Origin of the sequence: Aeromicrobium sp. HA, assembly GCF_027171405.1 — a bacterium.
Lineage (GTDB): Bacteria > Actinomycetota > Actinomycetes > Propionibacteriales > Nocardioidaceae > Aeromicrobium > Aeromicrobium tamlense.
Genome location: NZ_CP114372.1, coordinates 2,050,998 through 2,065,045, shown reverse-complemented (window position 1 = coordinate 2,065,045; position 14,048 = coordinate 2,050,998). Strand labels below are relative to the sequence as shown.

At 71.5% G+C, this 14,048-nt stretch carries 14 protein-coding genes; 10 read left to right on the top strand and 4 right to left on the bottom strand.

The genetic code is table 11. The features are described 5' to 3' along the window. Position 1: 1 nt before the first annotated feature. From O3S82_RS10175 to O3S82_RS10160, 4 genes are all read left to right on the top strand, one after another. Positions 2-970, top strand: a complete 969-nt coding sequence (locus tag O3S82_RS10175) for an ATP-binding cassette domain-containing protein (protein WP_179424119.1) — start codon at positions 2-4, stop codon at positions 968-970. Then, the gene (locus O3S82_RS10170) at positions 967-1,791 is read left to right on the top strand and encodes an ABC transporter permease (RefSeq protein ID WP_269302601.1); all 825 of its coding nucleotides are present in this window, start codon (positions 967-969) and stop codon (positions 1,789-1,791) included. Before O3S82_RS10175 ends, O3S82_RS10170 begins: the two co-directional genes overlap by 4 nt. 164 nt (positions 1,792-1,955) lie before the next feature. Beyond that, entirely contained in the window at positions 1,956-5,495 is a 3,540-nt protein-coding gene (gene dnaE / locus O3S82_RS10165; protein WP_179424121.1) for a DNA polymerase III subunit alpha, read from the top strand. Next, complete coding sequence (locus tag O3S82_RS10160) at positions 5,492-6,001, top strand: hypothetical protein (RefSeq protein ID WP_269302598.1); 510 nt, start codon at positions 5,492-5,494, stop codon at positions 5,999-6,001. The genes dnaE and O3S82_RS10160 overlap by 4 nt, the downstream gene beginning before the upstream one ends. On the opposite strand, the gene ybaK is transcribed toward O3S82_RS10160, so the two are convergent. Next, positions 5,979-6,467, bottom strand: coding sequence for a Cys-tRNA(Pro) deacylase (gene ybaK, locus O3S82_RS10155; protein WP_269302596.1), 489 nt, complete (start codon positions 6,465-6,467; stop codon positions 5,979-5,981). The two genes, O3S82_RS10160 and ybaK, sit on opposite strands and share 23 nt — an antisense overlap. Before the next feature lie 70 nt (positions 6,468-6,537). Continuing rightward, complete coding sequence (locus tag O3S82_RS10150; protein WP_269302594.1) at positions 6,538-7,710, bottom strand: benzoate/H(+) symporter BenE family transporter; 1,173 nt, start codon at positions 7,708-7,710, stop codon at positions 6,538-6,540. 39 nt (positions 7,711-7,749) lie between these two features. Here O3S82_RS10150 and hisD point away from each other — a divergent pair, with 39 nt between their 5' ends. Genes hisD through hisH form a run of 4 tightly spaced genes read left to right on the top strand, consistent with a single transcriptional unit; the run spans position 7,750 to position 11,393 of the window. Beyond that, positions 7,750-9,057 (top strand): histidinol dehydrogenase, encoded by a 1,308-nt coding sequence (gene hisD, locus O3S82_RS10145; RefSeq protein WP_269302592.1) that lies wholly within the window; start codon positions 7,750-7,752, stop codon positions 9,055-9,057. After that, positions 9,054-10,133: a histidinol-phosphate transaminase gene (locus O3S82_RS10140; protein ID WP_269302590.1), complete on the top strand. Its 1,080-nt coding sequence runs from the start codon at positions 9,054-9,056 to the stop codon at positions 10,131-10,133. The genes hisD and O3S82_RS10140 overlap by 4 nt, the downstream gene beginning before the upstream one ends. Further along, positions 10,130-10,735, top strand: coding sequence for an imidazoleglycerol-phosphate dehydratase HisB (hisB, locus tag O3S82_RS10135; RefSeq protein WP_179424127.1), 606 nt, complete (start codon positions 10,130-10,132; stop codon positions 10,733-10,735). The genes O3S82_RS10140 and hisB overlap by 4 nt, the downstream gene beginning before the upstream one ends. A gap of 13 nt (positions 10,736-10,748) precedes the next feature. Next, positions 10,749-11,393, top strand: a complete 645-nt coding sequence (gene hisH / locus O3S82_RS10130; protein ID WP_179424128.1) for an imidazole glycerol phosphate synthase subunit HisH — start codon at positions 10,749-10,751, stop codon at positions 11,391-11,393. A 60-nt stretch (positions 11,394-11,453) separates the two neighbouring features. On the opposite strand, the gene O3S82_RS10125 is transcribed toward hisH, so the two are convergent. Beyond that, positions 11,454-12,110 (bottom strand): YitT family protein, encoded by a 657-nt coding sequence (locus O3S82_RS10125; RefSeq protein WP_179424129.1) that lies wholly within the window; start codon positions 12,108-12,110, stop codon positions 11,454-11,456. 41 nt (positions 12,111-12,151) lie between these two features. Between O3S82_RS10125 and priA the strand changes: the two genes are divergently transcribed. Both priA and O3S82_RS10115 read left to right on the top strand, forming a co-directional pair. Then, complete coding sequence (priA, locus tag O3S82_RS10120) at positions 12,152-12,874, top strand: bifunctional 1-(5-phosphoribosyl)-5-((5-phosphoribosylamino)methylideneamino)imidazole-4-carboxamide isomerase/phosphoribosylanthranilate isomerase PriA (protein WP_269302587.1); 723 nt, start codon at positions 12,152-12,154, stop codon at positions 12,872-12,874. A gap of 1 nt (position 12,875) precedes the next feature. Beyond that, positions 12,876-13,388: a DUF1707 SHOCT-like domain-containing protein gene (locus tag O3S82_RS10115; protein ID WP_179424131.1), complete on the top strand. Its 513-nt coding sequence runs from the start codon at positions 12,876-12,878 to the stop codon at positions 13,386-13,388. 3 nt (positions 13,389-13,391) lie between these two features. On the opposite strand, the gene O3S82_RS10110 is transcribed toward O3S82_RS10115, so the two are convergent. Then, positions 13,392-14,048: a hypothetical protein gene (locus tag O3S82_RS10110; RefSeq protein ID WP_269302584.1), complete on the bottom strand. Its 657-nt coding sequence runs from the start codon at positions 14,046-14,048 to the stop codon at positions 13,392-13,394.

Here is a 14,048-nt window from a genome sequence, read left to right as displayed (position 1 = left end):
GATGAGCGACATGATCCGCGCGACCGGACTGGTCAAGCGCTATGGCGACGTCGAGGCCCTCGCCGGGCTCGACCTGGCGGTGCCCGAGGGCACCGTCCTGGGACTGCTCGGGCCCAACGGTGCGGGCAAGACCACGGCGGTCCGCATCCTCACCACCCTGCTCACGCCCGACGAGGGCCAGGCCACGGTGGCCGGGGTCGACGTCCGGGCCGATCCCGACGGCGTGCGCCGGCGCATCGGCCTGTCCGGGCAGTACGCGGCGGTCGACGAGTACCTGACGGGCTACGAGAACCTCGAGATGGTCGGGCGGCTGTACGGGATGAAGGCCAAGGACGCCGGCGCGCGCGCCCGCGACCTGCTCGCCCGGTTCGGCCTGTCCGACGCGGCCGACCGGCCCTCGAAGACCTACTCCGGCGGCATGCGTCGCCGGCTCGACCTCGCGGGCGCTCTGGTCGCCGAGCCGCCGGTGATCGTGCTGGACGAGCCCACCACGGGCCTCGACCCGCGCAGCCGCCAGCAGATGTGGGAGGTCATCTCCGACCTCGTCTCCTCCGGCGCGACGGTGCTGCTCACGACGCAGTACCTCGAGGAGGCCGACCTGCTGGCCGACAACATCATCGTGATCGACCGCGGGCGGTCGATCGCCGAGGGCACGGCCGACCAGCTGAAGTCCCAGGTCGGCGGCGAGCGGATCGAGGTCGTGGTGGACGACCCGGCCCACGCGTCGCGCGTCCGCGACTTCCTCGCCGAGGTCGCCAAGGGCGAGGTCACGGTGCGCGAGCGCTCCGTGGCCGCCGCGGTCAGCGGCTCTGGCGCCGACGACCTCATGCAGGTCCTGGGCAACATCCGCGGGGCGGGCATCGACGTGCTCGACATCGGCCTGCGGCGTCCCACCCTCGACGACGTGTTCCTGTCCTTGACCGGCCACGAGGCCGAGGACGCCACCACCGACCAGGAGGTCACGCGATGACCACCCTCACCCAGCGCAGCGGTCCGCTCCGCGTGCTCAGCGACGGCTGGGTCTGCGCCAAGCGCAACCTCATCAAGATCAAGCGCGTCCCCGAGATCATGGTCTTCGTCCTGATCTCGCCCATCATGTTCGTCCTGCTGTTCGCCTACGTGTTCGGCGGCGCGATCGACGTCGGTCCGGGACTGGACTACAAGGAGTTCCTGATCGGCGGGATCTTCGCGCAGACCGTGGTGTTCGGCGCCACGTTCTCGGGCGCGGCGATGGCCGAGGACATGCAGAAGGGCTTCATCGACCGGTTCCGGTCACTGCCGATGTCCCGCTCGGCGGTGCTCGTCGGGCGCACGGGCGCCGACGTCGTCTACAACGTGCTCTCGCTGATCATCATGGCGCTCACCGGCCTCTTCGTGGGCTGGCGCGCGCACAACGGCATCCCGAAGATGCTGGCGGCCTTCGCGCTGCTGCTCGTCTTCGCGTACGCGATCAGCTGGATCATGGCGTGGATCGGCCTGATCGTGCCCAGCGTCGACGTGATCAACAACGCGTCGTTCATCGTGATCATGCCGCTGACGTTCGTCTCCAACGCGTTCGTGCCCACCGAGTCGTTCCCCGACTTCCTCAAGCCGTTCGTCGAGTGGAACCCGGTCTCGGCGGTCACCCAGGCGGTGCGCGACCTGTTCGGCAACATCCCCGACAATGCGCCGGTACCCGACGTGTGGAGCCTGCAGCACCCCGTGATCTACACGCTCCTGTGGGCGGTGCTGATCGTCGCGTTGTTCGTGCCGCTGTCAGTGCGCGCCTACCAGCGCGCCGCGAGCAAGTAGCGCACCGGGGGAGGACTCCCGCGCGGGCGTGCCCTACCGACTCCGGTCGGGCGCTCACGTAGGCTGGAGTCCTTCCCCGATCCCCGCCGCCGACCCTGTCTGCGGCTTCGACCACTGTCCCCGGATCCGGGACCAGAACGACGTAGCGGAGGCCGACGGCGACCATGGCGAGTGACTCGAGCTTCGTGCACCTGCACGTCCACACGGAGTACTCGATGCTCGACGGACACTCGTTGCTGGACGGGCTGTTCGAGCGCACGGCGCAGCAGGAGATGCCCGCCATCGCGATGACCGACCACGGCAACGTGCACGGCGCCTACGACTTCTGGAACACCGCCCGCAAGCACGGCGTCAAGCCGATCATCGGCCTCGAGGCCTACCTCACGCCGGGCACGCACCGCAGCGAGAAGAAGCGCGTCCGCTGGGGCCGTGGCAACGCGGCCGAGGAGGGCGGCGACGACGTCGCCGGCGGTGGCGCGTACACCCACATGACGATGTGGGCCTCGTCCACCGAGGGCATGCACAACCTCTTCCGGCTGTCGTCCCTGTCCAGCCTCGAGGGCTACTACTACAAGCCGCGCGCCGACCGCGAGCTGCTCGAGCGCTACTCCACCGGACTCATCGCCACCACGGGCTGCCCGTCGGGCGCCGTCCAGACCCGGCTGCGGCTGGGCCAGTACGAGGAGGCCCGCCGCGAGGCCGCCGAGCTGCAGGAGATCTTCGGCAAGGAGAACCTCTTCCTCGAGCTGATGGACCACGACATCTCGGTCGAGCGCCGGGTCCGCGAGGACCTGCTGCGCCTCGGCCGCGAGCTCGGCATCCCGCCCGTGGCCACGAACGACTCGCACTACACGCACCCGCAGGACGCGGCCGCGCACGACGCGCTCATCTGCGTCGCGTCGGGCAAGCGCATCAGCGACGAGAAGCGCCTGCGCTTCGACGGCGGTGGCTACTACATCAAGTCCGCGGCCGAGATGCGGTCCCTGTGGGAGGACAAGCACGGGATGAAGGAGGCGTGCGACAACACGCTGCTCATCGCCGAGCGCTGCGACGTCGAGTTCACCGAGTCCACGGGCGGCTACATGGCCCGCGCCGACGTCCCCGACGGCGAGACCGAGGAGTCCTGGTTCCGCCAGGAGGTCTGGCGCGGCATCGAGGCCCGCTACGGGAAGGACTTCGGCGACGACGTCCGCGCCCGTACCGAGATGGAGCTCGCGGTCATCGCCCAGAAGGGGTACTGCGGCTACTACCTCGTGGTCGCCGACTTCATCAACTGGTCGAAGGACAACGGCATCCGCGTCGGACCCGGCCGTGGCTCGGGCGCCGGCTCGATCGCCGCCTACGCGCTGCGGATCACCGACCTGTGCCCGCTGCAGAACGGCCTGATCTTCGAGCGCTTCCTCAACCCCGAGCGCCCCTCGATGCCCGACTTCGACATCGACTTCGACGAGCGTCGTCGCGGCGAGGTCATCCAGTACGTCACGCGCAAGTACGGCACCGACAAGGTCGCCCAGATCGCCACGTTCGGCCGACTCAAGTCCAAGGCCGCGGTGAAGGACGCCAGCCGCATCCTGGACTACCCGTTCGCGATGGGCGACAAGATCACCAAGGCGATGCCCGCCGATGTGATGGGCAAGGGCGTCAAGCTCGGCGACATCTTCGATGAGTCGCACAGCCGCTACAACGACGGCAAGGACTTCCGCGACCTGCATGCGCAGGACCCCGACGTCCGCAAGGTCTACGACATCGCGCTCGGCCTCGAGGGCCAGATCCGCAACTGGGGCGTGCACGCCGCCGGCGTCATCATGAGCAGCGACCCGCTGCTGGACATCGTGCCGATCATGAAGCGCGAGGCCGACGGTTCGGTCATCACCCAGTTCGACTACCCGATGTGCGAGTCGCTCGGCCTGGTCAAGATGGACTTCCTGGGCCTGCGCAACCTCACGGTCCTCAACGACGCCATCGAGAACATCAAGGCCAATCGCGACGTCGACCTCGTGCTGGAGGACCTGGGCTTCGACGACCCCGAGGCCTACGCGCTGCTGTGCCGCGGCGACACCCTCGGCGTCTTCCAGCTCGACTCGCCGCCCATCCGCCAGCTGCTCAAGCAGATGCAGCCGGACAACTTCGAGGACATCAGCGCCGTCATCGCGCTGTACCGCCCCGGACCGATGGGCGCCGACAGCCACACGAACTACGCGAAGCGCAAGAACGGTCGCCAGGAGATCGACTACATCCATCCTGAGCTGACCGAGGCCCTCAAGCCGATCCTGGGCACCACGTACGGGCTGATCGTGTACCAGGAGCAGGTCATGGAGATCGCCCAGGTGCTCGCCGGGTACTCGCTCGGACAGGCCGACAACCTGCGTCGCGCGATGGGCAAGAAGAAGCGCGAGGTCCTGCAGCAGGAGTTCGTGGGCTTCGAGGCGGGCATGATCGAGCGCGGCTTCTCCAAGGCCGCGGTCAAGACGCTGTGGGAGATCCTCGTCCCCTTCGCCGACTACGCCTTCAACAAGGCGCACTCGGCCTCGTACGGCGTCATCAGCTACTGGACCGCCTATCTCAAGGCGCGCTATCCCGCCGAGTACATGGCGGCCCTGCTCACCAGCGTCAAGGACGACAAGGACAAGTCCGCGCTCTACCTGGCCGAGTGCCGGCGCCTGGGCATCAAGGTGCTGCCGCCCGACGTCAACGACTCGGTCGCGAACTTCGCGTCGGTCGGCCCCGACATCCGCTTCGGCCTCACCGCCGTGCGCAACGTCGGCGCCAACGTCGTGGCCGGCATCATCGAGGCCCGCGAGACCAAGGGCGCGTTCACGGACTTCGCCGACTTCCTCGACAAGGTCCCCACGCAGGTGTGCAACAAGCGCGTGCTCGACTCGCTCATCAAGGCGGGCGCGTTCGACTCGCTCGGCCACGGGCGGCGGGCGCTCGCGTCGATCGCCGAGGAGGCGGTCGACCAGTACATCGACATCAAGCGCAACGCCGCGATCGGCCAGGACTCGCTCTTCGGCGCGTTCGAGGAGGAGTTCGACGGGCTCGGCATCACCGTCCCCGACATCGCCGACTGGGACAAGACCCAGAAGCTCGCCTTCGAGCGCGACATGCTCGGCCTCTACGTGTCCGACCACCCGCTCGGCGGGCTCGAGCACGTGCTGGCCGCCAACTCCGACTCCTCGATCGGCACCCTGCTCGACGGCGACCGTCCCGACGGCGACGTCCTCAAGCTGTGCGGCCTGGTCACCAACGTGCAGCGCCGCATGAGCAAGAAGGGCGACACCTGGGCCACGATCACGCTCGAGGACCTCGAGGGCTCGGTCGACATCGCCGTGTTCCCGGCCGCCTACAACCTCGCGTCGTCGGTGCTCACGCAGGACTCGCTCGTGGTGGCCAAGGTCCGCGTGCGGCGCAACGACGAGGGCATGGACCTGTCGGCCAACGAGGTCACCCGGCCCGCGATCGGCGAGGGCCGCACCGACCAGCCGCTCGTCGTCAGCCTGGCGGCGTCGCGCTGCACGATCGACACGATCAACGCGTTCAAGCAGGTGCTGGGCTCGCACCCGGGCGTCACCGAGGTGCACCTGCGGCTCACGGGTCAGGGCAAGACCACCACGATGCGCCTCGACAAGGGCCTGCGCGTGTCCACGACGTCGTCGCTGTTCGCCGACCTCAAGGAGCTGCTCGGCCCGGGGTGCCTCGCGTGACCCGCACCACCCGCGTGCTGCTCGCCGTCGTCGCCGCCGGGATTCCCGCAGCGTTCGCCTGGTGGGCGTTCGCGCAGCCCTCCCAGTGGCTGGCCACCGAGCGCGGCCTCGTCCTCACCGAGGGCAACGCCGCCGGCACGTTCCAGGTCGTCGCGGTGTTCACGATCATCGGGATCGTGCTGGGCGTCGTGTCGGGCGTCGTGGTCCACCGCGTCACCCGGGCCGTCCGCTGGGAGATCGTGCTCGGCCTCACGGCGGCGTCCACCGCCGCCGCGCTGCTGTGCTGGCGCCTCGGCATCTGGCTCGGCCCCGGCCCGCTCGAGGACGTCACGGGTCTGAAGGCAGGGGAGCAGGTGTCGGCCCCGCTCGCGGTCGACGCCCTCGTCCCGTTCCTGGTGTGGCCGCTCGTCTCGGTGCTGAGCTACACGCTCTCGCTCTACCTCAGCACCGACGGGACCGAGGACGACGAGGAGATCGACGACGTCAGCGCGCGATCCGAGCGGTGACCGCCCGGGTGTGCGCCACGAGGTCCTCGGGCGCCAGCTCGAGGTCGAGGCCGCGCCGGCCGCCCGAGACGAACACGGTCGGGTGCGTCAGCGCGCTGACGTCGACCACGGTGCGGTGCAGCTTGCGCTGGCCGAACGGGCTGATCCCGCCCAGGACGTAGCCGGTGGCCCGCTGGGCCGCCGCGGCGTCCGCCAGCTGGGCCCGCTTGCCGTTCAGCGCCGAGGCGGCGCGCTTGAGGTCGAGGCTTCCCGAGACCGGGACCACCGCGACCGCCAGGAGGCCGTCGACGTCGATCATCAGCGTCTTGAAGACCCGCGCGTGCTCGAGGCCGAGCGCGTCGGCCGCCTCGTGACCGTAGGACCGGGCGCGGGGGTCGTGCTCGTACGTGTGGGCGGTGACCTCGACGCCGGCACGGTGCAGTGCCGCAAGCGCGGGGGTCGCCTCGCCGACCTTCTTGTTGGCCACGAGCGAGAGGCTACCTCCGTCCGGGGTCAGATTTCCGGCGTTACGGACCATTTCCTCGGCCGGTGAATCGTCAGGGGCGCTCGAGGGTGGCGCGCACCGCGAGGCCCAGCAGCAGGGCCCAGAACGCGGCGCCGACCGACAGCAGCGAGATCCCCGAGGCGGCGAGCAGGAACGTGAGTCCCGCGCTCGTGCGGTGCCGAGACTGCTCGAACGCGCCCTGCAGCGATCCGACGAGCGCGCCGATCAGCGCGAGTCCCGCGACCGCCTCGATGATTCCCGGGGGAGCGACCGCGGCCAGCGCGACGACGAGTCCCGCGGCCGCCGCGATGACGAGGTACCCCACGCCGGCCGACGCGGCGGCGACCCAGCGGCGCTCCCGGGGGCCGGCCTCGTTTCCGGCCGCGAGCGCGGCCGACAGCGCGGCGAGATTCATCGCGTGACCGCCGAACGGGGCGACGAGCGCGGTGCCGACGCCCGTCGCGACCACCGACGAGCGCCACGGCACGGAGAAGCCGAAGCTGCGCAGCACCGCTGCGCCGGGCAGGTTCTGCGAGGCCATCGTGACGATCGTCAGGGGCAGCGCGATGCCGACGATCGCGGGCCACGTCCACGTCGGGGTGGTCCACTCCAGCCGCGGGACCAGCGAGGCGGTGTCGAGCGACTGTCCGGAGCGGTTCGCGGCCACCGCGATCGCGCCGACGGCGACGAGCAGCGCCACCGGGACGGCCCAGCGCGGAGCCACGCGGCTCGTCACGAGCCACGCGAGGATCACCGGCAGGACGTACCCCGGCGAGTCCGCGAGGGCGAGGAACGGCGCGAGGCACAGCTGCAGCAGGATGCCGGCCAGCATCGCCTGGGCGATCTCGGTGGGGATCCGCGCCACGAGGTCGCCCAGCAGGGGGACCGCGCCGATCAGCGCGATGAGCACGCCCGTGACGACGAACGCGCCCACGGCGGCGGGCCAGCCGCCCTCGACGGCGCCCGTGGAGACCAGCAGTGCGGCGCCCGGCGTGGACCACGCGAGGGTCACCGGCACGCGGTGCACGAGCGCGAGCCCGACGATGAGCAGGCCGAAGCCCACGGTCAGCGCGAGCAGGCCGCTGGCCGCCTGCGACGGCGACGCCCCGACGGCGCGCAGGCCCGCCAGCACGACGGCGAACGACGACGTGAAGCCGACGAGGGCGGTGACGGCGCCGGCCGTGACGGGCTGCTGCCAGCGCACGGCGTCGGGGGAGCGGGACACGCTGCGAGGCTAGGCCATGGCGCGACCTAGACTTCACACGTGCTTCGACGACTCGACCTGAGAGACCAGACCGACGGCTACCGCGACGCGGTGCCCCGTGCCGAGGTCGACGTCGAGCATGCCCTCGCGGCCGTCGTCCCGATCTGCGACGACGTGCGCGATCGAGGCGCCGAGGCGGTGCTCGACGCGGGCGAGCGCTTCGACGGCGTGCGCCCCGAGCGGCTGCGCGTCTCGGCCGAGGACATCGAGAAGGCCCGCGCCGGACTAGACCCGGCCGTGCTCGACGCGATCGACGAGTCGATCCGCCGGCTGCGCGCCACCTGCGAGGCCGAGCTCGAGCGCACGGTCGAGATCGAGGTCGCGCCCGGCGCCACCGTCGAGCGGCGCATCGTGCCGATGCAGCGCGTCGGCCTGTACGTGCCCGGCGGTCTCGCGCCGCTGGTCAGCACCGTGATCATGAACGCCGTCCCGGCCCAGGTCGCCGGCGTCCCGGGCATCGCCCTGGCCAGCCCGCCACAGGCCGAGTTCGGCGGTCTCCCGCACCCCACGATCCTGGCCGCCTGCGCGCGCCTGGGCATCGACGAGGTCTACGCCGCCGGTGGCGCGCAGGCGCTGGCGATGCTGGCGTACGGCACGCAGGAGATCGAGCCGGTCAACCTCATCACCGGCCCGGGCAACATCTACGTCGCCGCCGCGAAGCGTCACCTGCAGGGCGTCGTCGCGATCGACTCCGAGGCCGGTCCCACCGAGATCGCCATCGTGGCCGACGCCACCGCCGATCCCGCGTTCGTCGCGGCGGACCTCATCAGCCAGGCCGAGCACGACCCGATGGCCGCCGCGGTGCTGATCACCGACTCGCTCGAGCTGGCCGACGCCGTCGACGCCGAGCTGGAGCGCCAGGTGCCCACCGCGCGCCACGAGGAGCGGATCCGCACCGCGCTCGCGGGCCAGCAGTCGGCGACCGTCCTGGTGCGCGACACCGGCCAGGGCGTCGACGTGGCGAACGCGTACGCCGCGGAGCACCTCGAGATCCAGACCGCCGACTCGGCGGCCGTGGCCGCCAGGATCGTCAACGCCGGCGCGGTCTTCGTCGGGTCGTTCGCGCCCGTGTCGCTGGGCGACTACGCCGCCGGCTCGAACCACGTGCTGCCCACCGCGGGCTGCGCGTGCCACTCGTCGGGCCTCTCGGTGCGCGCGTTCGTCAAGAACATGCACGTCGTGACCTACAGCGACGCCGCCCTGCGCGAGGTCGGACCGCAGGTGGTCACGCTCGCCGAGGCCGAGGACCTGCCCTCGCACGGCGCCGCCGTGACGGTCCGCCTGGAGCGCGAGGCGACGACGCGATGACGGTCCCCGCCTGGGTGCCCATCCGTGACGAGCTGCGCGACGAGGTGCCCTACGGCGCCCCGCAGATCGACGTCCCGGTGCGCCTCAACACGAACGAGAACCCGTACGGTCCCAGCCAGGAGGCCGCGGCCGACATCGCCGCGGCCGTGCAGGAGGCCGCGCTCGAGCTGAACCGCTACCCCGACCGCGAGGCGTGGGCGCTGCGCGAGGCCCTCGCCGGCTATCTCGGGCACGGCCTCACGGCCGAGCGCGTGTGGGCGGCCAACGGCTCCAACGAGGTCATGCAGCAGATCCTGCAGGCCTTCGGAGGCCCCGGCCGCACCGCCGTGTCCTTCGCGCCGACCTACTCGATGTACCCCGAGTACGCCCGCAACACCCACACCCGCTGGGTGGCCGGACGCCGGCGCGAGGACTTCGCGATCGACGCCGCCGCGGCGGTCGCGCTGATCGAGGCCGAGCAGCCCGAGGTCGTCTTCCTGACCTCGCCGAACAACCCCACGGGCACCGCGCTGGCGCCCGAGGAGCTGCGCGCCGTGCTCGACGTCGCTCCCGGCATGGTCGTGGTCGACGAGGCCTACGCGGAGTTCCGCCGCGCCGGCACGCCCACGGCACTCGAGCTGCTGGACGACCACCCGCGACTCATCGTCACGCGCACGATGAGCAAGGCGTTCGCGCTGGCCGGTGGCCGGCTCGGCTACCTCGCGGCCGACGCTGCGGTCGTCGACGCGCTGCGGATCGTGCGGCTGCCGTACCACCTGTCGGCCGTCACGCAGGCCACCGCGCTCGGCGCCCTGCGGCACACCGACGAGCTGCTCGCCCAGGTCGACGCGCTGCGCGAGACCCGCGACGAGACGGCCGACTGGCTGTCCGGACGCGGGTACGACGTGGCCGCCTCCGACGCCAACTTCGTGCTGTTCGGGCATTTCGCCGATCGCCACGCGGTGTGGGAGGGTTTGGTCGACCGAGGCGTCCTCATCCGCGAGGTGGGGCCCGAGGGCTGGCTGCGGGTGTCGATCGGCACCCCCGAGGAGATGCAGGCGTTCCGCGCCGCACTGATGGAGGTAGACCCCCGATGAGCGAGCGCAGGACCGCACGGATCGAGCGGAAGACCTCCGAGTCGCACGTCGTCGTCGAGCTCGACCTCGACGGCAGCGGCCGCACGGAGATCAGCACGGGCGTGGGCTTCTACGACCACATGCTCACGGCGCTGGGCCGCCACTCGCTGATGGACCTCACCGTCCGCTCCGAGGGCGACCTGCACATCGACGCCCACCACACGGTGGAGGACACCGCGATCTGCATCGGCCAGGCGATCCGCGAGGCGCTCGGCGACAAGGCCGGCATCCGCCGCTACGGCAACGCGATGGTGCCGCTCGACGAGGCCATCGCGCAGTGCGTGGTCGACGTCTCGGGCCGTCCCTACTTCGTGCACACCGGTGAGCCGGAGCGCCAGATCACCGCGATCATCGGCGGCTCCTACATCGGCTCGCTGACGTCGCACGTCTTCGAGTCGATCGCGCACCACGCCGGGATCACGATGCACATGAACCTGCTGGCCGGTCGCGACCCTCACCACATCGCCGAGTGCCAGTTCAAGGCGCTCGCCCGCGCCCTGCGCACCGCCGTCGAGCCCGACCCGCGTGAGACGGGCATCCCGTCCACGAAGGGCGCGCTGTGAGCGGAGCGGCCCGATGACCACGGTCGCGGTCCTGGACTACGGCTCGGGCAACGTGCGCTCCGCGGTGCGCGCGGTCGAGCGTGCCGGCGAGGCCACCCAGGTGTCGGTCGTGCTGACCTCCGACCGCTCGGTCGCCGAGCAGGCCGACGGTCTTCTGGTGCCCGGCGTCGGCGCGTTCGCGGCGTGCATGCGCGGCCTGCGCGAGGTCGACGGCGAGCGGATCATCGAGCGCCGGCTCATCGCGGGCCGTCCCGTGCTGGGCATCTGCGTCGGCATGCAGATCCTGTTCGCGGAGGGCATCGAGCACGGCGTGCGGACCACCGGCTGCGGCGAGTGGCCGGGCACGGTGGAGCGCCTCCAGGCGCCGATCGTGCCCCACATGGGCTGGAACACGATCGAGCCTCCCGCCGAGTCGCGGATGTTCGCAGGCCTGGAGTCCGAGCGGTTCTACTTCGTGCACTCCTACGGCGTGCGGGACTGGCTCGTCGACGCCGAGGGCACCGCGTTCACGCCGCCCGGCGTCACGTGGACCGGGTACGGCGGCGACCGCTTCGTCTCGGCCGTCGAGCACGGCCCGCTGTGGGCCACGCAGTTCCACCCCGAGAAGTCGGGCGACGCGGGCCGCCGCCTGCTCGAGAACTGGATCGCCACCCTCTAGCCGACGAACGATGAGGCATTCGGGTACCCCAGCGGGGCCGTATGCCTCATCCTGCGTCCCTCAGGCCCGGTAGCGCTCGGGACGGTGGTTGAACGCCAGCACGATGTTGAGGATGACCGCGCCCATCGCGGACAGCAGCACGTTGTCCCACGGCACGACGAGGATCGCCGCCAGCACCACCAGCACGTCGAGCGCCATCTGCACGTAGCCGGCGCGCAGGCCCGCCTGCTCCTGCGCGATGAGCGCCAGGACGCTGAAGCCGCCGAGGCTCGAGCCGTGCCGGAAGAGGATGAGGATGCCCGTGCCGGCGAGCAGGTTGCCGGTGACGATGCCGTAGACCGGGGCGAGGTCGGGGGAGGGGATCATCTCGGCGTGGATCGCGGTGAAGAACGAGAGCAGCGCGACGGCGATCACCGACCGGACGGTGAACTGCAGGCCCTTCTTCCACAGCGCGAGCGCGAAGAACGGCACGTTCGCCACGAGCAGGACCACCGGGAGCGGCAGCGCCACGGCGTAGGTGATCAGCAGCGAGAGTCCCGCGGTGCCGCCCGTGACGGCGTGCGCCTCGTAGAGCAGGTGCAGGCCCAGCGAGGCCAGCCACGTGCCCGTCAGGACGCCCAGGACGTCCTCGGCGGGAGTGTGGGGCAGGGTGACGGCGGTCGGCTCGGTGGGGTCGTCGTCCTCGGGGGACGGATGCTCGGCGTGGCTGTCGTTCATGGCCCGCTCACTCTACGGAGGTGCCTCGATACGATCGCGGGGTGACTCTCGAACTCCTCCCCGCCGTCGACGTCGCCGAGGGACGGGCCGTGCGCCTCGTCCAGGGCGAGCTCGGCAGCGAGACGTCCTACGGCTCCCCGCTCGACGCGGCCCTGCAATGGCAGGCCGACGGCGCCGAGTGGATCCACCTGGTCGACCTCGACGCCGCGTTCGGGAAGGGCAGCAACCGCGAGCTGCTGGCCGAGGTCGTCGGCCGCCTCGACGTGAAGGTCGAGCTGTCGGGCGGGATCCGCGACGACGCGTCGCTCGACGCCGCGATGGCCACCGGCTGCCGCCGGGTCAACCTCGGCACCGCCGCGATCGAGGATCCCGACTGGTGCCGCTCGGCGATCGCCCGGTACGGCGACCGCATCGCCGTGGGCCTCGACGTCCGCGGCCGCACGCTGGCCGCCCGCGGCTGGGTCAAGGAGGGCGGCGACCTCTTCGAGACCCTGGCGCGGCTCGATGCCGACGGCTGCGCCCGCTACGTCGTCACCGACGTCACGAAGGACGGCACGCTGTCCGGCCCCAACCTCGACCTCCTGCGCCAGGTCTGCGAGCAGACCGACCAGCCCGTCGTCGCCTCCGGCGGCGTCTCCAGCCTCGACGACCTGCGCGCGATCGCCTCCCTCACGGGGATCGGCGTCGAGGGCGCGATCGTCGGCAAGGCGCTCTACGCGGGAGCGTTCACGCTGCCCGAGGCGCTCGACGCGGTCCGGGACTGACATGGGCGCGCAGGTCGACTGGAGCCGCTTCAGCGCCGACCCGCGCCGTCCCGAGGTCGCGGGCGTGCGCGCGTCCGACGCCGATCGCGAGACCGCGATCGAGTGCCTGCGCGAGGCGTACGCCGACGGCCGGCTCGACCGCATCGAGTTCGACCGGCGCTCCGCCGACGCGCTCGCTGCGACGTTGCTCGGCGAGTTCGCGCCGCTGCTGCAGGACCTCGAGCCGCAGCTGCCGCAGGAGTCGTCGGTCCACGAGCAGGCGGTGCGGCGCTACCGCCGCGAGGCGCGCGACGCCCGCAACGGGTTCGTGGGCATCAGCGTCCTGACCACGGGCATCTGGGGCGCCACGAACTTCGGTGACATCCTCGCGGGGCAGGCCGGCTTCTTCTGGCCGGTCTTCCCGATCCTGGGCGTCGGCGCCGGCTGGCTGATGCAGGTCCTCAAGCGCAAGGACCGCATCGAGCACCACGAGCGCCGCATCGTGCGGCACCGCCGCGAGACGACGGAGGACTGAGGCTCAGCAGCCGTCGCGCATGAGGTCGGGACGCGTGCCCGTGGTGACCTCGAGCATCAGGACCTTGCTGGTCGGGCCGACCGCCTCGGTGTCCTCGGCGAACAGGAAGCCCAGCCACGCGTCGCCCTCGGTGACGAACACCCCGGTCTGGCCGTAGCCGGCCTCGGTCATCTCGGCGGTCTCGTAGACGCCGGTGACGTCCTTGAGCGTGCTGCCGACACCGAGGCCGTCGGCGGTGCGCGGCTGTTCGCCCCGCACGCCCAGCGACACGACGGTGCCGTCCTCCTTCGTCAGCACGTCGAGCGAGGAGGCGTACGCGGACTTCCAGCCCAGCGGCTCGGTGCGGCCGCACTCCTCGCCGGGCACGTCGACGTCGGCGTCGAACAGGCCGGTGGCGAGCGCCTCGTCCTTCGACATCCCGGTGGTGACGGGGCCGACGGCGCCGGGCACGACGGTGAGCTCCTCGATCGCCGGCAGCGGCGCGGGCGCCTCGGCGGTGGGCGACTCGGTGGTCGCGCTGGGCGAGGCCGAGGTCGTCGACCCGGTGGGAGCGGGCGTCTCCTCGGGCGAGTCGGAGCACGCGGCGAGGGTCAGGGCAGCGACCGCGGCGACCACCCACAGGCGGCTCGTCGCGACGGCGGACCCACGGACTACGCTCAT

Excerpts from the sequence above, each read along its gene's own strand:
- O3S82_RS10125 (WP_179424129.1), bottom strand. The coding sequence starts at position 12,110 with ATGAACGACAGCCACGCCGAGCATCCGTCCCCCGAGGACGACGACCCC.
- hisH (WP_179424128.1), top strand. The coding sequence starts at position 10,749 with ATGACCACGGTCGCGGTCCTGGACTACGGCTCGGGCAACGTGCGCTCC.
- O3S82_RS10140 (WP_269302590.1), top strand. The coding sequence starts at position 9,054 with ATGACGGTCCCCGCCTGGGTGCCCATCCGTGACGAGCTGCGCGACGAG.
- O3S82_RS10175 (WP_179424119.1), top strand. The coding sequence starts at position 2 with ATGAGCGACATGATCCGCGCGACCGGACTGGTCAAGCGCTATGGCGAC.
- O3S82_RS10110 (WP_269302584.1), bottom strand. The coding sequence starts at position 14,048 with ATGAGCGTAGTCCGTGGGTCCGCCGTCGCGACGAGCCGCCTGTGGGTG.
- hisB (WP_179424127.1), top strand. The coding sequence starts at position 10,130 with ATGAGCGAGCGCAGGACCGCACGGATCGAGCGGAAGACCTCCGAGTCG.
- O3S82_RS10115 (WP_179424131.1), top strand. The coding sequence starts at position 12,876 with ATGGGCGCGCAGGTCGACTGGAGCCGCTTCAGCGCCGACCCGCGCCGT.
- O3S82_RS10170 (WP_269302601.1), top strand. The coding sequence starts at position 967 with ATGACCACCCTCACCCAGCGCAGCGGTCCGCTCCGCGTGCTCAGCGAC.
- dnaE (WP_179424121.1), top strand. The coding sequence starts at position 1,956 with ATGGCGAGTGACTCGAGCTTCGTGCACCTGCACGTCCACACGGAGTAC.